The organism is Collinsella aerofaciens, from assembly GCF_040926265.1.
GTDB lineage: Bacteria > Actinomycetota > Coriobacteriia > Coriobacteriales > Coriobacteriaceae > Collinsella > Collinsella aerofaciens_BB.
In genome coordinates this window covers 1-22,520 of sequence record NZ_JBCOIL010000036.1, presented here as the reverse complement: position 1 = coordinate 22,520, position 22,520 = coordinate 1, and the positions used below count along the sequence as shown (strand labels likewise).

General features: G+C 61.9%; 14 protein-coding genes and 1 other RNA gene. 4 read left to right on the top strand and 11 right to left on the bottom strand.

The window, feature by feature from the left end:
• Window positions 1-239 precede the first annotated feature (239 nt).
• Window positions 240-2,387: a Tex family protein gene (locus tag AB5767_RS09430; RefSeq protein WP_368132252.1), complete on the top strand. Its 2,148-nt coding sequence runs from the start codon at window positions 240-242 to the stop codon at window positions 2,385-2,387.
• 380 nt (window positions 2,388-2,767) lie between these two features.
• On the opposite strand, the gene AB5767_RS09425 is transcribed toward AB5767_RS09430, so the two are convergent.
• Window positions 2,768-3,472 carry a transaldolase gene (locus tag AB5767_RS09425; RefSeq protein ID WP_055286284.1) on the bottom strand — a complete coding sequence of 235 codons (705 nt, stop codon included), beginning with the start codon at window positions 3,470-3,472 and terminating at the stop codon, window positions 2,768-2,770.
• A 193-nt stretch (window positions 3,473-3,665) separates the two neighbouring features.
• Window positions 3,666-4,493, bottom strand: a complete 828-nt coding sequence (locus AB5767_RS09420; RefSeq protein WP_055286282.1) for an HAD-IIB family hydrolase — start codon at window positions 4,491-4,493, stop codon at window positions 3,666-3,668.
• A 75-nt stretch (window positions 4,494-4,568) separates the two neighbouring features.
• Here AB5767_RS09420 and rlmKL point away from each other — a divergent pair, with 75 nt between their 5' ends.
• Complete coding sequence (gene rlmKL / locus AB5767_RS09415; protein ID WP_368132251.1) at window positions 4,569-7,091, top strand: bifunctional 23S rRNA (guanine(2069)-N(7))-methyltransferase RlmK/23S rRNA (guanine(2445)-N(2))-methyltransferase RlmL; 2,523 nt, start codon at window positions 4,569-4,571, stop codon at window positions 7,089-7,091.
• Window positions 7,092-7,185: 94 nt separating this feature from the next.
• Here rlmKL and AB5767_RS09410 read toward each other — a convergent pair whose 3' ends face one another.
• The 5 genes from AB5767_RS09410 to AB5767_RS09390 all read right to left on the bottom strand — a co-directional run bounded on the left by AB5767_RS09410 (window position 7,186) and on the right by AB5767_RS09390 (window position 12,954).
• Window positions 7,186-7,899, bottom strand: a complete 714-nt coding sequence (locus AB5767_RS09410) for a response regulator (RefSeq protein ID WP_055286278.1) — start codon at window positions 7,897-7,899, stop codon at window positions 7,186-7,188.
• Between the two features lie 4 nt (window positions 7,900-7,903).
• A complete protein-coding gene (locus AB5767_RS09405) occupies window positions 7,904-9,529 on the bottom strand; it encodes an ATP-binding protein (protein ID WP_368132250.1) in 1,626 nt (541 codons plus the stop codon).
• A gap of 112 nt (window positions 9,530-9,641) precedes the next feature.
• Window positions 9,642-9,866 (bottom strand): hypothetical protein, encoded by a 225-nt coding sequence (locus AB5767_RS09400; RefSeq protein ID WP_117746824.1) that lies wholly within the window; start codon window positions 9,864-9,866, stop codon window positions 9,642-9,644.
• A 31-nt stretch (window positions 9,867-9,897) separates the two neighbouring features.
• On the bottom strand, window positions 9,898-11,925 hold the full coding sequence (locus AB5767_RS09395) for a KUP/HAK/KT family potassium transporter (protein WP_117746823.1): 2,028 nt from the start codon (window positions 11,923-11,925) through the stop codon (window positions 9,898-9,900).
• A 159-nt stretch (window positions 11,926-12,084) separates the two neighbouring features.
• Window positions 12,085-12,954, bottom strand: coding sequence for a nitroreductase family protein (locus tag AB5767_RS09390; protein ID WP_082421875.1), 870 nt, complete (start codon window positions 12,952-12,954; stop codon window positions 12,085-12,087).
• Between the two features lie 213 nt (window positions 12,955-13,167).
• On the opposite strand from AB5767_RS09390, the gene AB5767_RS09385 reads away from it, so the two are divergent.
• Window positions 13,168-15,468, top strand: a complete 2,301-nt coding sequence (locus AB5767_RS09385; protein WP_117746822.1) for an LTA synthase family protein — start codon at window positions 13,168-13,170, stop codon at window positions 15,466-15,468.
• 623 nt (window positions 15,469-16,091) lie between these two features.
• Here the strand turns inward: AB5767_RS09385 and bilS are convergent.
• The 3 genes from bilS to AB5767_RS09370 form a co-directional block, all read right to left on the bottom strand.
• A complete protein-coding gene (bilS, locus tag AB5767_RS09380; RefSeq protein WP_368132249.1) occupies window positions 16,092-16,643 on the bottom strand; it encodes a flavodoxin family protein BilS in 552 nt (183 codons plus the stop codon).
• Window positions 16,644-16,770: 127 nt separating this feature from the next.
• Complete coding sequence (locus AB5767_RS09375) at window positions 16,771-18,630, bottom strand: ABC transporter ATP-binding protein (RefSeq protein ID WP_368132248.1); 1,860 nt, start codon at window positions 18,628-18,630, stop codon at window positions 16,771-16,773.
• Window positions 18,631-20,502 carry an ABC transporter ATP-binding protein gene (locus tag AB5767_RS09370; protein WP_368132247.1) on the bottom strand — a complete coding sequence of 624 codons (1,872 nt, stop codon included), beginning with the start codon at window positions 20,500-20,502 and terminating at the stop codon, window positions 18,631-18,633.
• Between the two features lie 210 nt (window positions 20,503-20,712).
• Here AB5767_RS09370 and AB5767_RS09365 point away from each other — a divergent pair, with 210 nt between their 5' ends.
• The gene (locus AB5767_RS09365; protein ID WP_368132246.1) at window positions 20,713-21,762 is read left to right on the top strand and encodes an LPXTG cell wall anchor domain-containing protein; all 1,050 of its coding nucleotides are present in this window, start codon (window positions 20,713-20,715) and stop codon (window positions 21,760-21,762) included.
• A gap of 349 nt (window positions 21,763-22,111) precedes the next feature.
• Here AB5767_RS09365 and ffs read toward each other — a convergent pair.
• Window positions 22,112-22,207, bottom strand: an RNA gene (gene ffs / locus AB5767_RS09360) — signal recognition particle sRNA small type.
• Window positions 22,208-22,520 lie beyond the last annotated feature (313 nt).

The window sequence follows — 22,520 nt, the reverse complement described above, 5'->3', positions numbered from 1 at the left end:
CTGCGACGCGGAAATCGCGCGCTGTCGCCGCGCCCCGCAGTGCCCGCTTCCCCCGAGAACAATTATCAGTGCAGGTAAACGGCTTGCCGATTTTCGGAAAACTTAGGTATGGTCAGCCCCTACGGGTAAAACGTAGTAGATAGGCCATTTTCGTGGCGCGGGCCCAAAACAGCCTTTTGGGACGGGTGGTATCCTTGGTAGCCCTGTGCTGCAAACGCACCTTAAACGCAAGGAGTCCCATGAATCTTATCGCCCAGCTTGCCCACGAGCTCAACCTTAAGGCCGCCAACATCGAGGCGACCGTTAAGCTCATCGACGAGGGCAACACCATTCCCTTTATCTCGCGCTACCGCAAGGAAGCCACGGGCGTCATGGACGACGTCGCCCTGCGCGCGCTCGACGAGCGCCTGTCCTACCTGCGCAATCTTGAGCAGCGTAAAGAGGACGTCATCCTGCTCATCGACGCCCAGGGCAAACTCACGCCCGAACTCGAGCAGCAGATTCGCGAGGCCACGCAGCTCCAGCGTGTCGAGGACCTCTACAAGCCCTACCGCAAAAAGCGCATGACTCGCGCGCAGAAGGCCCGCGAGGCCGGCCTGGAGCCGCTCGCCAACATGGTCATCATGCAGGCCTCGGCCAAGGGCAGCGCACTCGACGCCGCCGCGGCATACGTCAACGAGGAGGCCGGCTTCGACACGCCCGAGAAGGCGCTCGCCGGCGCCGCCGACATCGTGGCCGAGACGGTAGCCGAGGACCCCGAGAACGTCGCCGACCTGCGCGCCTTTACGCAAAACACCGCCGACATCGTCGTCGAGGCCACCGACCCCGCCGAAAAGACTCCCTACGAGCCGTACTACAGCTATGATGAGCCACTGCGCCGTATACCCAACCACCGCGTGCTGGCTATCGACCGCGGTGAGCGCGAAGGCAAGCTCCGCGTGCGCGTGAACGTCGACGGCGCTGCCGCCACGGCGCGCCTCGGCAGCCGCTGGCCACGTCGCCAGGGCGTCTTCGCGCCCGTCTTTGACGCCGCTATCGCCGACGGCTACAAGCGCCTCATGGCTCCCTCGCTGGAGCGCGAGGCCCGCGCCAAACTCACCGTTCGCGCTCAGACCGAGGCCATCAATGTCTTTGCCAAGAATCTCGAGGGCCTGCTCTCGGCGCGCCCCGTGCGCGGCGCCCGCGTGCTCGCACTCGATCCGGGCTACCGCACCGGTTGCAAGGTCGCCGTCATGGACGAAACCGGCAAGCTGCTCGACCACGGCGTGGTCTACCCCACCAAGCCGCGCCACGACGTCGCCGGCACCAAGCGCGAGCTCGCCCGCCTCGTCAAGAAGGATGGCGTCAACACCATCGTCATCGGCAACGGCACCGCCAGCCGCGAGACCGAGGAAGTCGTCTCGGAGTTCATTGCCGAGCAGGCGCCCAGCCTTCGCTACACCATCGTCAATGAGGCCGGCGCGTCGGTGTACTCCGCCTCCGAGCTCGCCAGTCAGGAATACCCCGACCTGGACGTCACCGTGCGTGGCGCCATGAGCCTGGGCCGCCGCCTGCAGGATCCGTTGGCAGAGCTCGTTAAGATTCCGCCTCAGTCCATCGGCGTGGGCCAGTACCAGCACGACCTTGACCAGGCCGAGCTCTCACGCACCCTGGGCCACGTGGTGGAGGACGTCGTCAACCGCGTGGGCGTCGACGTAAACACCGCGAGCGCAAGTCTGCTGGGATACGTATCGGGCATCACGCCGAGCGTGGCCAAAAACATCGTGGCCTACCGCGAGGAAAACGGCGCCTTTACCGATCGCCGCCAGCTTAAGAAGGTCCCCAAGCTGGGACCCAAGGCATATCTCAACGCCGCGGGCTTTTTGCGCATTAGCGGCGGCAGGAACCCACTCGACGCGACAAGCGTCCACCCCGAGAGCTACGAGGTGGCCACGTCCGTCCTGGAACGCGCCGGCGTTAAAGCCAGCGAGCTCAGCCGCGGCGGCGTGCCCGACATCGAGCGCCGTCTGGGCAGCATCTCAACGCTGGCTAGCGATCTGAACTGCGGCACCCTCACGCTCATCGACATTGTCAACGAGCTCAAGAAGCCCGGCCGCGACCCGCGCGATGACGCGCCCGAGGTGGTCTTTAGCCGCTCGGCGCTTTCCATCGACGACCTGGAGCCCGGCATGGAGCTCAAGGGCACGGTGCGCAACGTCGTCGACTTTGGCGCCTTCGTCGACGTGGGAGTGCACCAGGACGGCCTCGTACATATCTCTAAGCTGGCCAACCGCTTTGTCAAGCACCCCAGCGACGTCGTGCGCGTCGGTGACACGGTCAAGGTGTGGGTCGAAAAGGTCGATCGCGACCGCAAGAAGATCTCGCTCACCATGGTGCAGGGCAAGTAAACCGCCAAAGCAAAGGTACCCCCTGTAGCGATGTGCAAAATCGCGAGTATTCTGCAAATTCCACCGTTCCGGATGCCCCTCAGAGACGAAAAAGCAAAAAACAGCCCCCGTTTTAGCGTCGTCAGAGCCAAAACGGGGGCCGTTCCGTGCTTTATCTAGCTGGTAAAGCCTTTACCTTGCTGAATACTCTCAATTTTGCACGGCGCAGGCGGGGGTACCTTTGCCCACGGCAGGATATGGAAGCCAAGCGCCAACTTGCTGGCAAGCTCGTGTCGGCAGCCCCGGCCTTTCCTTTGCCTAGCGCGACCCTCGCGAAGCGCGTGAGCGATGGGGAAAGGAAAGGCCGGGGCGAGCAGCCCGCGGCGTAGCCAGTGTTCGCGTTACGGCAGAATATGGAAGCCCAAAGCGGCGATATCCTTGGCAAAGCCGCGGACGGTGTCGAGCGAGACCTCGTACGGGTCGCGACCGATGTTCTTGCGCTTGGCCAGGATGCTGTTGGGCACCGTGATGATCTGGCAACCGCAGGCTTCTGCCTGGTAAATGTTAATGAGCTCGCGCGTGGACGCCCACAGGACCTCGCAGTTGGGCTTTGCGGCGGCCTTCTTGACCGACTCCGTCATAAACGGAATGGGGTCGACGCCGGTATCGGCGATGCGGCCGGCAAAGAGCGAGATGATGGACGGCGTCTCGGTGTCAACGGCCTCGACCATCTCATCGACCTGCGTAGGCGTAAAGATAGTAGTGACGTTGACCTTGATGCCGTCGGCGGAAAGCTTGCGGACCAGCTCGGCGGTGGACTCGCCCTTGGTGGTCACGCACGGAATCTTGACGTAGACGTTCTCGGCCCAGGTAGCGATCTCGCGGGCCTCGACCTCCATGGTCTCGACGTCGTCGGCAAAGACCTCAAACGAGACGGACACATCGGTGATGTGGGCCAGGACCTCCTTGGCAAACGCGCGGTAATCCGTCACGCCGCCCTTCTTCATAAGGGACGGGTTGGTCGTGAAACCCTGAACGTTGCCGTTCTCGTACATGTCGAGCATGCCCTCGAGGTTTGCACCGTCAGCGAACACCTTGATTGCCATCTGCCTGATTCCTTTCGCTTGCACACGGGCGTTAAACTGCTAAACACTTTACCTACGTTTATCAAGGCGTGAGCTGCGGTTTTTTATCTTCTCGGCGAACGGTATAAACACCTCAGTGTTTGGATTGATAAATCGATTGAGCATGCAAAAGCAAAGAGTCGCAGTTTGAGCAAACGTCAGAACGCGGGATTCATTAGATGAGGCCGAAATGCTGCATCGCTGTGACGGTACCGTCGTGTGCGACATCGTCGGTCACGTAGTCGGCGACCGCCTTGACCTCGGGCATGGCATTACCCATGGCCACGGCCGTCTCGACGGCGGCGAGCATGCCCAGGTCGTTGCCCGAATCGCCAAAGCCAAAGGTGCGCGCATTTCCCTCGCGGCCCAGATACGTCAGCGCTCGCGCCACGCCCACGCCCTTGTTGATGCCCTTGGGGCTCAGCTCGCGATTCTGGCCACCGGTGTTGCACAGCTCAAACTCGCGATCGATAAAGCCGTCATCATTGGCTACGCGAGCCAAACTGGGCACATTGAGGCATACCTTGCCCACGCGCAGACTGCCGTCGACGCGCATCTCCTCGGCGCTGTGCACCACAGAAGTGCCGATCAGAGACGACTGCTCAACACCCGCAGGTTCCAAGGCAAAAGTAGCCACGTTGGTCTCGAAAAAGGCCTCAATCCCTGCCGCGGCCATACGGCGTGCAAGCTCCTCGATAACGTGCTCGTCAAAGCAGTCCTCATGCACCACGCGGCCCTCGACCTCGAGCGTCGCTCCCGCCATGGCAACGACGCCCGCGGGGTCGAGCGCGCGCAGGCCATCGGCGATCAGCCACAAGGGACGACCCGTGCAGATAAATGCCTGGTGACCCGCATTGCGCAGGCGATGAAACGCCTCGACGACCGCCTGCGAGGGGCGAACCGCCGAAAAGTCCTTGTCGGTCATGTTGTCGGGATCGAACGACGTCAGCGTGCCGTCCACGTCAAAAAAGAGCACAGCGGGTTCGGGACACGCATCAATCATATGGGTTCCTTTCGAGGATAAGGGCAAACGAAGCATCTATCATATAATGGAGCGACGCAACCAGAGAGGTCACCCATGGAATTTTACGCAAGCTGCCCCGAGGGCTTTGAGTCCGCACTCGCCGATGAGCTTAAACGCCTCGGGCTTTCGCATGTTCGCCGGCTGAAGGGCCGCGCTACATTTGAGGGCGAGCTCGAAGAAGGCTACCGCGCCTGTCTGTGGTCGCGCCTGGCGAGCCGTGTGTTCGTGGTACTCGGGCGCTTTGAGGCGCAGGATGCCGATGAACTGTACGATAGCGTTTACGACATCGCCTGGGAGAGCATCGTCCGCCCCGGCGCCACCATCGCCATCACCGCCCGCGGCGTGACCGAGCAGCTGCGCAACACGCGCTTCTCGGCCCTGCGCGCCAAAGACGCGCTGTGCGACCGCCTGGCCGAGACCACGGGACGTCGTGCCGACGTCGATGCCGCCGACCCCGATGTTCACCTACTGCTTTCGCTGCGTCAGCGTCGCGCGAGCATCAGCCTGGACCTTTCGGGCGACCCGCTGTTCAAGCGTCTGCCGCCCGCTGCGACTCGTGCCGGCGAGGGCGCACACGTGTTGCGCCCCGACTACGCCGCCCTGGTGCTGGCGCAGGTCGGCTGGACCGCACTATGCGAGCGCGAGCTGACGGCCGACGATTACGAAAACGAAGCCCTTCCCACGCTGATCGATGCCTCGTGCGCCGGCGGCGGTCTGCTGCTGGAGGCCGTGAACATTCTGACCGACCGCGCCCCGGGCGCCGCACGCGAGCGCTGGGGCTTTGAGGGCTGGCAGCTGCACGACGCTGTCCTGTGGGAACAGCTGCTTGCCGAGGCGCGCGAGCGCGAGGCGGCAGCGCGCGAGCGCCAGGCGCGCATCGTGGCCGTAGACATCGACCCCGCCGCCCGCAAGACTGCCGAGCGCATGGTCAAGTGCGCCGGCTACAAGCGTTTTGTCGACTTTTGTGCCGCCAAGCCCGCCACCGTGCTGGACCATGCGGGCGCCGTCGCCGGTGCCGCCCTGGTCGCGGACACGACCGAGACCCCGCTTTCGCTCATGCACGATGCCATGACGCTCATCGGCGAGCTGCGCCGCGCCCCCGAGCTCGCTTCGGCGCCGGTCGCCGCTCTCACCCGCGACGGCTTGCTGGCCCGCGCGCTCCACGCCGAGCCCGAGCGCTCGATCGCCGTCATGCCCAATAACGAGGAGGCGGCTCTTGAGGTTTGGCCCTCGCTCGACCACGCCGCCGCGGCATTCGAAGCTGCGACCAGCGCAGATGCCGAGGAGCAGACCGCAGATGCCCAAGGCGAAGCCGCCGACACCCTCATGCCCGAACCTACCGCCACGCTCGACCTGGGTGACGGCAAGCCGCTGCCCGTGCTCATCCCGGAGTCCGAGCAGTTCGCCAACCGCCTGCGCAAGAACGCCCGTCTGCGTCGAAAGTGGGCAAAGCGCGAGGGCGTGAGCTGCTACCGCGTCTACGATGCCGACCTGCCCGACTACTCCGCTGCCATCGACCTGTACGAGGGTTGCCCGCAGACGCCGGGCCGCTGGCTCGTCATCGCCGAATACGCCGCGCCCAAGACCATCGACCCCGCACTGGCCCAGGCCCGTATGCTCGACATCTTGGCCATCGCGCCGCGCATCCTGGATGTTCCGGCCGAGCATGTGCACGCCAAGGCCCGCATGCGTTCGCGCGGCGGCTCGCAGTACGGCAAGCAGGGCGCCGGCAAGGGCGCATCGGGCGAGCGTGCCAATATCGCACGCCGTCGTCTGCCGCTCATCGAAGAGGGCGGCCTCACCTTTGCCGTCAACTTTGACGACTATCTGGATGTGGGCATCTTCCTGGATCACCGCGTCACCCGCAACCTAGTGCGCGAGCACGCCAAACAGGCGCGCCGCTTCCTCAACCTGTTCGCCTACACCGGCACTGCCACCTGCTACGCGGCCGATGGCGGCGTCGAGGAGACCGTGACGGTCGACCTCTCCAACACCTATCTGGACTGGGCCGAGCGCAACATGCGCCAGAACGGCTTTGTGGGGCCGCAGCATCATTTTGTGCGCGACGACGTGCTTGCCTGGATTCGCGACCAGCGCCAGACGCGCAACCGCTGGGACCTGATCTTTGTCGACCCGCCCACGTTCTCGAACTCGTCAAAGATGGGCCGCCGTACCTGGGATGTCCAGCGCGACCATGTTGAGCTTTTGGCCGGCGTATCTCGCCTGCTCGCGCAGGGCGGCCATGCCATCTTCAGCTGCAACCTGCGCGGCTTCCGCCCCGAAACGCGCAAGCTCGCGCGCGCGGGCGTCGTGCTGGAGGACATTACGGCGCAGACCATTCCCGAGGACTTCGCACGTAACCAGAAGGTGCACCACTGCTATATCGTGCGCCGCCTGCCCATTGAGGACGCCATGGCCGAGGTCGGCTTTAGCGCCGAGGAGATTGCCGAGCGTGTCGAGGAGCTGCGCAACCCCGAGGCCCGTAAGCCTCGCGCGGCAGTGCCCGCGCACGCGCAGGCCGGCAACGGCAAGCCTAAAAAGAAGAAGTTCTACGCCAGCAAGCCCAAAGGCAAATAACAAAGTTGCGGTGGAATACGGACTGTTTTGCCTGGAATTAGGCAAATATAGACCGTATTTCACCGCAACTCATAGTGGGATGGTGGCCGGCGATCTAGCCTTGGGTGACCAATCGGTAACCGATACCCACATGCGTTTGAATATAGCGCGGATGCGCGGGATCGGACTCGATCTTCTTGCGCAGCGTGCCCATAAAGACACGCAGGCTCGCCAGGTCGCTCTTAGTTGCCGTGCCCCAAATCTCGTGCAGGATAAACTGGTGCGTCAGCACTTTGTCGGCGTTGTGTGCCAGCAGGCACAGGAGCTTATACTCGATCGGCGTCAGATGCAGTTCCTCGCCATCCATCGTGGCGATGCCGGCATCAAAATCGATATGCAGCTCACCGGTATCGAACGAGCCCTCGGAGGCAACACCGCCCGTTTGCGCATACGAAAGGCGCCTGAGCGTCGTGCGAATACGCGCGAGCAGCTCCTCGACCGAAAACGGCTTGGTCAGATAGTCGTCAGCACCGGCATCGAGCGCGCGGATTTTGTCCGCATCCTCGCTGCGCGCCGAGACCACGATAATCGGCATGCCCGACCATGCGCGCACCGACTCCACCACCTTGACGCCGTCCATATCGGGCAGGCCCAGATCGAGCAGCACAATGCTCGGCGTCTGCGACGAGGCGGCGGCGATGGCGGCATGGGCGGTCTCCACGGCCATATGGCGCAAGCCGTGCGCCTCGAGCGCAGCAACAATAAGATTGCGAACGGCAGGGTCGTCCTCAACGACCAAGATGAGCGGTTTTACGGCAGAGTTCGGCACGGCGCTACTCCTTATCAAACGAAACGTCGGCGGCAGGAAGCTCAATCGTAAAGACCGAGCCGTGCGGGTCCGCCGCGGCAACCTCTATGCTACCGCCATGCGCCAGCGCAATGGAGCGGCAGAGCGAAAGACCCAGGCCCACGCTGCGGTGACTGTCAGCCAGACCGTGGTTGGCGGTGTAGAACGACTCAAAGATCCGCTCGCGGTCCTCGGGTGCGATGCCCGGACCATCATCGGCCACCGAGCACGCCACGCGTCCATCGTCGACGCTAATCGAAATCATGATATGCGAGCCCGCGGGCGTATAGGTGATGGCGTTGTTCACCAGATTGACCACCAGCTGCACCATCAGGCGCGCATCGACGTTGACGAGCGCCGGCTCATCGCACGCCACCACCTTAAGGTCGTGCTCGCGCACGGCAGGGTTCACGTGGCGCAGCGCCTCCTCGACGATATCGTCCATGAGCTCGAGCGTGATCGACAGGCGCATACCGCCACCCTCGAGCTTGGTGATGGCGAGCAGATTCTCGACGGTGGCGTTGAGCCACAGCGCATCCGAGCGAATGGATAGAAGCAGGCCGCGGCGCGTCTGGGCATCGAGCACTGCAGTGCCGGTCGAGCCCTGGTCGAGCAGCACGTCGGCATTACCCGAAATACTGGTAAGCGGTGTGCGCAGGTCGTGCGAGATGGAGCGCAGCAGGTTGGCGCGCAGCTGTTCGTTTTTGGCGAGCACCGCCGCTTCCTCGCGGGCCTCCATGGCGCGGGCGCGGTCGAGCGCCAGCTCGCCTTCGCTCACGATGGCATCGGCAAGCGTCCGCTCCTCGTGCGTCAGCACGTCGGGCTCGGCAACGATAGCCAGCACGCCCACCACCGAGGCGGGGTCGCCCGAGCGGACGAAGCCGTCGCCCGTGCGAACCGTCAGGTATATACCGTAGAACGCCGAGCCACCATAGGTGGCATCGAGCGGCGTTCCCACATAGGCGGACGCCGAGAGCCGCGGCGGCATCTGCGGCGCCAGTTCGTGCACCGGCGCGGCATCGCCCACGGCCGTGTATGTCGCACGCGGCAGCAGGTCATCGCCCTCGGCGTCGGCGCTGTACCACACGACCGGGCAGCCCGAAAGACGCGCCAGCTGCGTGGCCATGGCGTGAACGATCTGATGCTGATCGGCGCACCGCTGCAGCATGCGGTTGGTCTCGAGCACCATATGCGTGCGGCGGTCGCTGGCGGCAGCCTGTGCCAAGGCGCGGCGCAGGGCCAACGCAATCGAGCTCGACACAAGCGAGACCACGAACATGATGAAGAACATGCCGGGATAGCCGCGGTCGATAAGCGACAGCGAATAGCGCGGGTCGACAAACAAGAAGTTGTAGAGCGCCACGGCGGCAGCCGAGCTCAGCAAGCAATACAGGCGACTCCAGGTAAAGAATGCGCACAGCTGAACGGCGAACACATAGACGATCATGATGCTCGGCGCGAGACCCGGATGGTCGAGCAGCGCACCCACAATCGTCGCCGCGACCAACAGCCCCACCGATACGCAAGCGTCATACAGAGGAGTGCGGCGCGTCAGCGTTGTGCGCCGCCACCAAAAGTTATCGGCAATATCGCCGTCCGTACGGACGTCCATCAGCGCCCCGCCCCTCTCTCAAAAACAAAAACCACCACAAAGGGGACAGGCACCTTTGTGGTGGTTTCCCTTGTGGTGGTTCCAAGTGTATAGCCTTTGCAACCGGCGGTCGCTAGACAAACAGCACGTGCGCGAGCAGGGCACACACGCACACCGCTCCAAATACCAGTGCCACGATCGAAATTACGCGATCGGCCATATCCATGTTGGCACGGTTCGTAAGGAACCGATCTTCGGCGGCGTCGACACGCGCCTCACGCACCATTTCGACCACCGCCTCGCGGCCATCGAGCGCCTTTGCATCCATGTTTGCCTCCCCGGCCTCAATCTTGTCCATCGAAAACCAACTCCATGCAGCCTGTCGGCGACTACGGCCGCTCGTTGGGAGCCAGGCGCTGCATCTTGTTCACGGCCTTGAACTTGGTGAACAGCGGCACGTACTCAAAGCTCACGTTGGAGTTCTCCAGGCCGTACCAACGCGCGGGCGTGCCGGCGGCACGGCGGATGATGTACTTGAGCGTGATGGCCGTACGCTCGCTCGGCTCCACGTCGCTTTCGGGCGCCAAAAGCTTACGGATCAGGACGAACTTGAACGTGCCGATGTTACCCGGGTCCTTGTAGACCGAGTAGTCATGCGTCTGCGGCGGCAGCTCGCCAGTGGCAGCCAGGTCCTGAACAACCTGACGCAGGTAGGCATTGACGCGCTGGTTGATCTTGTAGCCCAGGTACAGATGCACGCGGAACACGTAATCGGTGCCGAACGTCTCGACCGAATAGGCAAAGGTGTGCGGTTCGTCCATGGTCTCGACATTCACAAACCACCAGGCGCGGGCGCGCTTGGGATGCTTGTCCAAGATCGAATAGACGATATCGCGGTCGATGTAGTCGGTATGGGTGTCCTTGGTCAGGTACACGACGTTGTCGCTCATGCGCTCGTAACGGTCGTCGTCGCGCAGGCGCTTGAGCTGCGGCAGGTAGCTGCGCAGCGGCAGAAGCGTAAACTGGCGCTGCTCAACAGCCGTACCGTTGTACCAGCACACCATGATGCCCATGATGAGCGCGGCCATGAGGATGGTGAAGTAGCCGCCGTGGAAGAACTTGGTAAGTGAGCTCACGAAGAAGAAGCCTTCGAGCAAAAGGAAGAAGGCCGCGAAGATCCACGGAGCAACCTTGAGCTTGCGCTCCTCGTGCAGGTAGAAGAAGAGCAGCAGCGTGGTGCACATCATAGTCAGCGTAATGGCAAGGCCGTAGGCGGCTTCCATATGCGCCGAGTTCTGGAACAGCAGCACCACGATGACGCAGCCGACAAGCATGACGTTGTTGACCATGGGGATGTAGAGCTGGCCCTTGGTCTCGGCAGGGTAGAAGACCTGCATGTGCGGCATGAGGTCCAGACGGCTGGCCTCGGACACCAGCGAGAATGCGCCGGTGATGAGCGCCTGCGAGGCAATGATGGCCGCGACGGTGGAAAGGCCGACGGCAAACGGGCGCAGGCCCGGGGCGAGCATCTGGTAGAACGGGTTGAGGTCGGCAATGCCCATGAGCTCGGGGTTGGCAGCGTTGTTCATAAGCCAAGCGCCCTGGCCCATATAGGAAAGCAGCAGGCAGCACTTAACGAACGGCCAGGTAGCGTAGATGTTGCCGCGGCCGACGTGGCCCATGTCGGAGTAGAGCGCCTCGGCACCGGTGGTGGCGAGGAAGCAGCTGCCCAGAATCATGATGCCCGCGTGGTTGTTGGGGCTCAGCAAAAAGGCGATGCCGCGCACCGGGTTGAGGCACAGCAGCACGGCGGGGTGCTGGAAGACAAAGAACAGACCCGTGCCGCCCAGGAACAGGAACCACAGCGTCATGATGGGGCCAAAGGCGTGACCGATCTTGGCCGTACCGATGCGCTGTACCAAGAAGAGCACGATGATGATGGCGAGCGTAATGGCGACGACGCGGCCTTGGTCATCGCCCAGCACGGCATGGACCGCCGGGATGGTGCGCAGGCCCTCGATGGCCGTGGTAACGGTAACGGCCGGCGTGAGGATGCCGTCGGCGAGCAGCGCGGCGCCACCTAGCATGGCGGGGATGATAAGCCACTTGCCACAGCGCTTGACCAGACTGTACAGGGCAAAGATACCGCCCTCGCCATGGTTATCGGCGCGCAGCGAGATGAGCACATACTTGATGGTGGTCAGCAACGTGACCGTCCACACGACAAGGGAGAGCGCGCCGAGCACGAACTCCTCCGTGACGCTTCCGATGCCGCCGTTGCCGGCAACGAGCGCCTTGGTTACATACATAGGGCTGGTGCCGATATCGCCGTACACCACGCCCAGCGTGACGAGCATCGCCGAGATGCTCACAGGAATCGCAGCGCGCGAAGCTGCCTCCTTGGCCTTTTGTTCCATAAGCCGGTTTCCTCCCAACTTTAATGTTCGAAGGAATTATAGGTAATCGGCCCATGTTTGAATGGCACTGTTTTCCCAGCTAGATAAACATTTATACGGCCTTTAAGCCACCTCGGCGATATGGAATGTGACAAAGGGACTGTCTCTTTGTCGCATCCGTCATTTTCCGAGCCAATTTTTGAACCACCACTCCATGGAGCGGCTCATCTCGGCCATAAAGGGACTCGTGTGCTTGCGGGTATAGATGTCCACGACGCGCTCCCCCACCACGCGGGCATGCGGACGGAACATCGCGTCCATCTCGGCTACCTGCGCGTCCATAGTCGCAGCATCGGCGCGGCAGTAGCGCTCCTCGTGCACCAGGTTCACCACGGGATGCGCAATGGCCGGACGCTCCTTACGGGGCGTGCCGATGATGAGCATCGACAGCGGCATGGTATACGGAGGCAGATCGAGCAGCTCGGCCACTTCCTCGGCATTCTCGACGATATCACCGATGTAGCAGCTCCCCAGGCCCAGGGCCTCGGCGGCGACCACGGCGTTTTGCGCAGCGATCACGGCGTCCTGGGCCGCGATGGCAAAGTCACCCAAACCCGGTGCACGGCGGGGCGCCTTGCCCGTGCGCTCGACAAACTCGGGCTCAAAGCAGCCCACGTGCTCAAACAGATCGATCCACTTGGCATAGTCGACCACAAATATAAGTGCCCAGGGCGCCTTGGCGATCATGGGCTGGTGGTCGCACAGGTCGGCCAGACGATCCAGCGTAGCCTGCTCGCGAATGCTCACGATGGAATACATCATCATGGCGCCCGCCGACGGCGCGCGACTCGCCGCATGCAAAATTGCCGCCCGCTGCTCGTCGGTCACCGCCACGGGACGGTCGTCGTCATCACGCGCGAAGGCACGCGTGGAGGAACGGTGCTCCAACGTGTCCAGCACCGCATTGCCCGTCGTCTCGACCGGATAGCCGCCCGCGTCCATGCCAGCGTCCACGTCACCCGCACTCGTCATACAAGCCCGTTCGTTCATCGCCTCATCCTCGCCAATTCTTTAAGAAGCCTTTACGTTTCCGTGTAATTCCCGTCCATTATCGCGCAGGTCGCCACTACATTGCGCCACACCGTCACACGTGCGCGTTAATATGGCTGGTTGTTGTGCGCAGACACCAATTGCAGCGCATATCTTGGTAACAATCGGGTAAACCCCCGCTTTCGTACGTTTTAGTTTGTGAGGAGTCTCAGCATGTTCGCTGCCGCCATCTCGCTCGTCGGTCTTGCGGCGACCGTCTACCTTGTCTTGCGCGAGGCCAAGGCCATTCGCGCTCAGTCGGGCACCGTTGCCAAGGGCGCCTTCGCCTGGAGCGTCGCCTTTGGCCTGTTCCAGCTCTTTTTGACCGTCTGGGGCGCTATTGGCCTCGTCGCGCAGAACGAGCCGCTCGCCTTCGTGATGCTCATCCTGACCAACGCCATCCTCACCGGCTGCGCTTGGGCCAGCATCGCCCGCGACCGCATCGCCCCGCGCGTCTTTGCGTTCGCCGGGCCCGACGCCCCCGCCCCCACCGGCAAGCTCGCCCGCCTGCGCGGAGCCTTTGTGGGTAAACCGCTCGTCGCCGCCGTCCTGTGCCTGCTGCTCGCCGGCGTCTTTGCGCTGCTGGGCATGGAGGTCTCGTCCAACCACGACTTTACCTGGGTCTACCCCCTGTGCATCCTGCTCGAGTGGGCCATCATCACCACGCTCATGGTCGGCCTGTTCTTCCTGTTCCAGCGCCACGGCGCAGCCCCCGCGGTCTTGGCCTTTGCCCTCTTTGTCCTGGGCATTGCCGAGTTCTTCGTCATCACGTTTAAGTCCATGCCCATCCAGCCGGGCGACCTTTCGGCCATCTCCACCGCCGCCGCGGTCGCCGGCACCGGCTACACCTTCTCCATCTCGCTGTTCTGTGTGCTGTCCATGGGCTTTACCGCCATCGCCATGCTGCTGTGCGAGTACGCTGGCCTGGTGGCACCGCACCGTCAGAAGGGCGCCGCCAACGCCAAGCGCATGCTGCTCACCAACCTGCTCGTGGCCGTGCTGTGCCTGGGCGGTGTGACCGCGCATGTTACGCTCATCGACTACTACAACACTCTCGGCATCACCGTCTACACCTGGCGTCCGCTCGAGAGCTACTGGCGCGAGGGCTACCTGCCCGCCTTTATTAGTGCAGCGCAGTCCATCAAGCCGCCCAAACCCGCCGACTACTCCGTCGATGACGCCAAGGCCACGCTCAAAAAGTACGCCAAGGCCTACGACAAGTCCGACGCGGCCAAGAGCGACGAGCGCGCCGCCGCAAAAGAGCAATTCGACAGCGAGAAGCCCACGGTCATCGCCATCATGAACGAGACGTTCTCGGACCTATCCATCTACCAGAACATGCGCGCCGGCTACGAGGGCCCGCAGTACTTTAAGAGCCTGTCCAACTGCCTCAGCCGCGGCAAGCTCTACGTGAGCGCCTACGGCGGCGGCACCGCCAATACCGAGTTTGAGTTTATGACCGGCAACTCCATGGCCAACCTGGGATCGGGCGTGTACCCCTACACCATCTACAACATGGAAACGACCGGGAACTTGGCAGAGCAGTTCAAATCGCTCGGCTATTCCACCACGGCCATGCACCCCAACCACGCGACCAACTGGAACCGCGAGAACGTCTACAAGGACTTTGGCTTTGACCAGTTCCTGTCCATCAACGATTTCCAGGGAGCCGACACCCTGCGCGGCATGGTGACCGACCAGGCTACCTACGACAAGATTCTTGAGCTGCTCGACCAGAACGCCGATCCGCAGTTTATCTTCGACGTGACCATGCAGAACCACTCGGGCTACGACACGGGCCTGCTGCCGGTCGACAAGCAGATGCACCTGAACATCGACGCGACCGACCTGGACGCTAAGACCGTCGAGGACGGCACACTGTCCGATGTCGACGAGTATGTCTCGTGCATTGAGCAGTCCGACCAGGCGCTGCGCTACTTCCTCAACGCCTTGAGCAAGCTCGACCGCAAGGTGGTCGTGGTGTTCTGGGGCGACCACCAGCCGTTCTTCCCGTCCAAGTTCAATGACAAGTGGTTTACCGGCGAGGACGACGCCACGCATCAGGAGCGCCTGTGGCAGACCGACTACATCATTTGGGCCAACTACGACGTTGCCGGTTGCGACCAGACGAGCGAGGTCGACGACCTATCCACCAACTACCTGTCCACGCAGCTTATGCAGCTGATCGGCGCACCGCTGACCGACTACCAGAAAGCGCACATGACGCTGCGCAAGTCGCTGCCCGCCATCAACTCCGTCGGCTACGAGGACGCCAGCCTGCGCTGGGCGCTCTCCTCCAACGTCACCGGTGACGACGCCGCTGCCGCAGCCGCCACCAAGGCGCGCGAGGATTACGCCAAGATGCAGTACTACGAGATGTTCCGCGACGGCAAGAACGTGTATACCGAGCACTTCCAGACCGAGGCCAACGAGACCGACCCCAACCTGGCGCCGGGTACGACCAAGATCAAGTAGCGGGTCTATCGACCTGGTTCGTCTGCCCGGCGACGCGGAACATAAGATTCCCTGCTCGGACAGTCCTGCTCGCACGGAGAGCACATTAAGTGCTCTCCGGCTCGTGCGGAACTCGCGATGAACCTTACGTTCCGCGTCGCCGGGCAGACGCCTCGGTGTTGAATCGCGGCTTGTCATGGGGGCATCTGCTGAACATATATAAGTCGAAGGCCACGTTATGTGGCCTTCTTTGTTTGCGGAAAGTGTGTCCCGGAATTCTTGTCTGGAATGGGATGCAGTTTCCGCTTGTGGCTCCGTTGGGAAAGCGCGTCCCACTTCAAGGGTTGATTCCGGGTCGCATTTTCCACCAGAGCCCTCAACCGGAAACTGCATCCCATTCCAAAGGCAAATTCTGGGGCGCATTTTCCGGAAGCCCGCCCATCCGGAAAGCCCGTCCCACTTTGAATACATCCAGCGAACGCATGCGAGCGTGTTGTCCAGAACAGCCTCGTCATCGGGGTGATGGAAAATGTCGCCCCAAACGCTTGCAGCGGTTGTGCCCACAAGTGTCAAGAAAAAAGCCTCGAGAACTTCGAGGCTTTCACATTTGTATTGTTTTGCACGAAGGACCGCGAACGGCGAAGCTACTCGCCCAAAACGGCCTTTTTGGCGGCTGCGGCCATGTTATCCAGATCTTCCTTGGTGGGATGGTCCTTTGCGGCAACCCAGTTGTCGAGCAGCAACTTAGCGCGGGCGTTGTCGGGATCTTGCTCGAGCATGGCCTCGTAGCGCTGCTTGACCGCAGGGCCCATCTTGCCCTGGCACATTGCCCAGCCCACCAGCTCGGCATCATCGGCCAAATTGGAAGTTACGCGGTCGATAATCTGCTGGTAATAGCTCTGGTCGGCCCCAAAGCCGCAGGTGCCAAACAGGAAGACGCGCTTGCCGTGCAAAGCGGAGAGCAACGCCGCGACCGAAGGCGTGCACGCGCCCTTGTCGCACCAAAAACCGACGAGCACCGTGTCGGCCGCGCAGGCGCCCTGCGCCTCGAGCGCAACCTGATCTGCATCCGCATCGTCGCTCAACGCCGCGGCATGGACAAAATCAACACCCGCAGCCTGCAGAGCGCGCTTGATCGCGCCCGAAACCATCCTGGTATTACCGCTCTTGCTGTTAACCACCAAAGAGCACGTCATAGTCACGTTGCCTCGTTTCCCCCAAAACTAAAGCCACTAATGCAATTTATTAGATGAATATCTTAGTACTTACGTGACAGATGTAAACCACCGTCTGTCGATTGATTAATTTGCCCCACGGGCTTGCTCACTGGGCAAACTGGCTGCGGTAGAGTTCGGCGTAGAAGCCGCCTGCCGCTAGCAGCTCGTCGTGCGTGCCGCGCTCGATAATCTGGCCGTCGCGCATCACCAGAATGCAGTCGGCGTTGCGGATCGTCGACAGGCGGTGCGCCACCACAAAGCTTGTGCGGCCGGCCATAAGCTCGTCGAATGCCGCCTGCACCTGCAGCTCGGTGCGCGTATCGATACTCGAGGTCGCCTCGTCCAGCAGCAGAATCGCCGGGTCGGTGAGCATGACGCGCACGATGCACAGCAGCTGCTTTTGACCCTGGCTAAACGTGCCGCCGTCCTCGCCGATGACCGTATCGTAGCCGCCTGGCAGCTGCACGATAAACTTGTGCGCATGCGCGCGCTTGGCAGCCTCGATAACCTGCTCGCGTGTGGCGTCGGGACAGCCGTAGGCGATGTTTTCCGCCACCGTGCCCTCGAACAGCCAAGTGTCCTGCAGCACCATGCCAAAGGCACGGCGAAGGCTTGCGCGCGTGTAGTCACGCGAAGACCTGCCATCGACCATGATGCGTCCGGCATCGATATCGTAAAAGCGCAGCAGCAGGTTGATGAGCGTCGTCTTGCCGCAGCCCGTGGGGCCGACCAGGGCAAAGCGCATGCCGGGCTTAGCCTCGATGCAGATATCCTGCAGCAGTTTGCGGTCGGGCACGTAGCTAAAGTCCACATGCTCAAAGGTCACCTCGCCCTGCGGGACGGCAAGTTCCACGGCATCCACCGCGTCGGGCTCCTGCTCGCGCGCATCGAGCAGCGCAAACATGCGGCGCGCCGAGGCGTACGCGGTCTGGATCTGCGTAATGACGTTGGTGACCTCGTTGAACGGCTTGGTGTATTGGTTGGCATAAGACAGAAAGATTTGAACGCCGCCCACCGTAAGCGCCGCAGGCACGCCCGTGATCACGCCCACGCAGCCGATCACGGCGACCACGGCATAGATGATGTTGTTGATAAAGCGCGTGCCGGGGTTGGAGAGCGAACCCATAAACTGCGCGCGCTCGCCCGCGGTGTAGAGCTCGGCATTGAGGGCATCGAAGCGTTGCTGAGCGTTCGAGCCATAGGCAAAGGCGTCGACAAGCTTCTGCTCGCCTACGTACTCCTCGATATGACCGCCGAGTTGGCCCTGGATGCGCTGTTGAGCAGTGAAGCTCTTATTGGAAAGCTTGGCGATGGCACCGGCTGCAAAAATGGAAAGCGGCGTGACGAGTACCACCACAAGCGTCATGGTCAGGTTGATGGAAAGCATAAACGCGAGCGTGCCAACGATGGTGATAACACCGGTGAAGAGCTGCGTGAAGCCCTGCAGCAGACCGTCGCCCACCTGGTCGACGTCGTTGACCACGCGGCTCATAAGGTCGCCGTGGGCATGGCTGTCGATAAAGCTGAGCGGCATGCGGCTGAGCTTATCGCTCGCCTCCACGCGCATATCGCGCACCGTCTCGTAGGACAGGCGGTTGACGCAGTAGCCCTGTAGCCACTGGAAGGCCGCGGCACCCACCACGACAATCGCGAGCCTAGTAACAAGCGGCAGCAGCGCATCGAAGTCCACCTGTCCGGCGGCAACGATAAGGTCGATGCCCTCGCCGACGAGGATAGGTGTGTAGAGCTGCAGGATCACCGAGATGGCGGCACTCGCAAACGACGCCGCAAACGAGACACGGTGCGGGCGGACATAGCCCAGCAAGCGGCGGGTCACCGCACCCACGGGATAGCGCTCGGGATCGCCGGGCTGGCGCGGACCGTCGCCCAGGTCGTTGAGGTTATCGTTGCCGGACACGTTGGCCGTCATCGTGGCGACCGAACCGGAGGAAGTGTACGGATTCATTTAGCAGCCCTCCTTTGCGCAGACGGATGCGGGGGCGCACACGGCGCCTGGGGCGGACGCGGGTCTTGGGGTGGGCGTGGGCGTCGTGCTCCCCTGCTGGCCCTCGAGCTCCTCGCGTCGCAGCTGCGACTGGCAAATCTCGCGGTAGAGCTGGCAGCTTGCATACAGCTCGTCATGCGTGCCCAGGCCCGCAACCGAGCCGTGGTCGAGTACGCAGATCATGTCGGCGTCGCGCACGGTCGAAACGCGCTGGCTTACGATCACCGTAGTCAGCGGCAGCCCGCCCTCAGCAGCGCCACACACGCTGCGCTCGTGGATGGCATGGCGAAGCGCCGCATCAGTCTTAAAGTCAAGTGCCGAGGCGGAGTCGTCCATGATCAATATCTGAGGCGAGCCCACCAGGGCGCGCGCGATGGTCAGGCGCTGGCGCTGGCCACCGCTAAAGTTCTTGCCGCCCGCCTCGACCGGGGTATCGAGCCCCTGCGGCTTGTTGCGCACGAACTCGCTCGCCTGCGCCATGTCGAGCGCCGCCCAGAGATCCTCGTCGGTCGCAGCCTCGTCGCGCCAGGTCAGGTTGCTGCGGATAGTGCCACTCACCAGCGACGCACGTTGCGGAACGGTCGCGACCGCATGGCGCAGCTGGTCGAGTGGCCAAGCGCGCACGTCGGCGCCCATCACGCACACGCTGCCGGCGCTCACGTCGTACAGGCGCGGGATAAGCGAGACAAGCGTGGACTTACCGCTGCCTGTACCGCCGATAATGCCGAGCGTTTTGCCCAGCGGGAGTTCCAGCGTCACATCGTTGACAGCATTGGCCGCGCCGGCGCCAAACGAGAAGCTCGCATGGCTCAAGCTCAGCGCAGGAACGGGAGCGACATTGCCCGGCTTGGGCAGCGCGACCGGCTGGTTGCCCTCGTCGGTGATGCTCGGCACGCAATTGAGCACCTCGTTGATACGTGACGCACTGGCGCTCGCCTTGGTGAAGACCACGACCAGATTGGCGACGTACACGATGGAGGTGAGGGTCTGCGTCATGTAGTTGACGAACGCCATGACCTGGCCCTGCGTAAGCTCGCCCACGTTGACCTGTATGCCGCCCACCCACAGGATGGCGCACACGCCCAGGTTCATCACAAGAAACGTGACGGGGTTAAGGATCGACGAGAGCTTGCCCACCGCGATGGCAGTATTGGCCTGGTCATCGGCGGCTTGGGCAAAGCGCTCGCGTTCGTGGTCCTCGCGAACAAAGGCGCGGACCACGCGGGCGCCCGAAAGGCCCTCGCGGCAGATAAGCGCAATGCGGTCGAGCTTTGCCTGCAGCTGCCTGTAGTACGGGACACAGCGCGCCATGACAAACCAAAACACCAGGCCGATAGCGGGCGTGCAGATCAAAAAGATGATGCCGAGCTTAAGGTCGATGGCAAGGGCCGCGCACATAGAGCCCACCGCCAAGAAGGGCCAGCGGATGAGCATGCGCACGCCCAGCGCCACGGCAAGCTGCACCTGGTTGACGTCGTTGGTGATGCGGGTGATAAGCGACGGCGTGCCAAAGCGGTCGAGTTCGGCATAGCTCAGTTTGTTGATGTGCTCGTAGAGCGCGCCGCGAATGTCGGTGCCCATGCCCTGCGAGGTCAGCGCCGCCATCTTTTGGCAGACAAGCGTAAACGAGATGCCGATCACAGCCATGGCGCCAAGTACCATGCCGTAGTGGATAACGGCGTTGACATCGTGTGCGCCAATACCCTTATCGATCATCTGGGCAATCACCAGCGGCGTCAGCAGATCAAAAATCACTTCGATCAGCTTACACGCAGGGCCAATCACCATATACCGGCGAAACTTACCACCAAAACGCCTGAGCAACTCAATCATGTATAGGCGCTCCCTATCATCATCCACATTCAATTCGAACCATGATAGTACCGCCACCCCAAAAGAAGCGTAAACAACTCGTCATTTCTAACGGGATTCAGTTTTCAGAGGGGTATACGCGCACACCCAGCCAGTGTCGGGTCAACTAGCATGGTATATTTACATTAGTGCTACCAAGTTAGTCGCCGACCCTTGAAATGAGGTGCCGAGATGAACGACATTCTCGCAAGAAGAGCAAGACGAGCAACTGTGGGCATCGCCCTTTCCGCGGCACTTGTCGCGGGAATCGCCCCCGCAACGGCGATCGCGGCAGAAACCAGTTCCCCCACCGGTGCGGCCGTTTCGCAGACGAGCGCCACCAGCGGCAATTCGGGCGCCCCGCAGACAGAAGATGCGGCCGCCGCAAAAGACAAAGCGTATGCAGCCATGCAGGAAGCGCTCAAAAACCTCGAGGCCGCAAAAGACGCCGCAAGTCCCGAGAAACTTGCGGAAATCAATGATGACATTGCCGCATTTCAAGAACTCTACGACATGGTGGTGGCGGAAGCCGCCAAACGGAGGGAACCCCTTCCCGCCATGCAAGCGAACGTCGATGCAGCCCAAGCCAAATACGATGAGGCCCACAACCGGACAAGCGGCCTTCAGGCAGAATTAGATAAGGCACTTGAAGCACTCGGCGGCGAGGAGCCCAGCACAGTATTTAAGGAGCATATTAAGCAGTTGCGCATGGAGATCATGACGGCACAAAGGCGAGAAGAATCTTGTGAAGATGATCTTCACCGCTACCAACGCCGGCTCGAAAGCCAGGAAAAACAGGTTCAGTATTTCGAAAGTGAGGCGGAGAAAGCTAAAGCCCACATCGACGAGGACATAGCCAAGCGAAATGCGCTCCTCGGCGATTTGGAAAAGGCGCAAGCGGCCTATGACGACGCCTGCAAGGCATACGAAGAGGCAAAGGCCGCGGCAGACAAGGCCACCTCGCCCGAGATAACGAAACCGACCGAGACAGTGCCTCCCTCCGGCTCAACGCAACCCGCCGAGGCGACACCGCCCGTTGCCTCACCTGCAACCGGCAAAGACGCCCTACCAAGCTCCACCAAGCAGGCGAACTCGAGCAGCGGCAAGCAAGCAAATACGACCGCCGGCAAGCTCGCGAACACGGGCGACACAGCACCGAGCGCAATAGCACTCGCAGGAATCGCCGCCATGGGACTCGGAATAACCGCCACAGCCACACGCCGCATCAGGAACTCAAAATAGCTGCCAACGGTTATTGTCTCCGCCAATTCACAAGCCCAGAGACAAAAAGAGGTCCGTTTCCCCACCTAAGGAAACGGGCCTCTTTAACTGCAAAAATTCAAGCAACAGCACCGCCGCCTCTTGAACCACGTAGCCATCAATGCCCAGACAACGCCAGCAAGCCGCATTCCGCAAGGGATAGATTAAATTAGATAAACGCGCCTTTACGGGTGATTTTTGGACGACGGGGCCCGGCCGGCGGCGAGGTGTTTGGTAGTCGAGCGATCCCGCAGGCGAAGCCGAGGACCAGCGAGACACCAAATACCTCGCCGTCGGCCGGGCCATGTCGCGGCACCAAAAAGCGCCCGTGCGCTCGATGGATTCGGATGCCCGACAGAGGCTCCTTATGGCTGCTTCCTTCCGGACCTGACCAGATTCGGAACATGTCGTCATCCGAACCCATCGAACGCGCTAGGCGCTCGGTATATCTTACCTGCTCCCGCCCGCCAGAGCAAGGTAGCTAATTTGGGACGGAGCTTTTTTGACTACTTTTGCAGCCCGATTGCCAGAGCAGCCAATGAGTAGTCAAAATAGTCCCATCCCAAAATGACCGGCTTGGTGCCGCACCACAGAAAGGGCCCATCTACTACGTTTAGGCCGCAGGGGTCAACCATAGCCGGCTTTTTCGAAAATCGGCAAGCTTTCTACCTGCACTGATAATTGTTCTCGGGGGAAGCGGGCACTGCGGGGCGCGGCGACAGCGCGCGATTTCCGCGTCG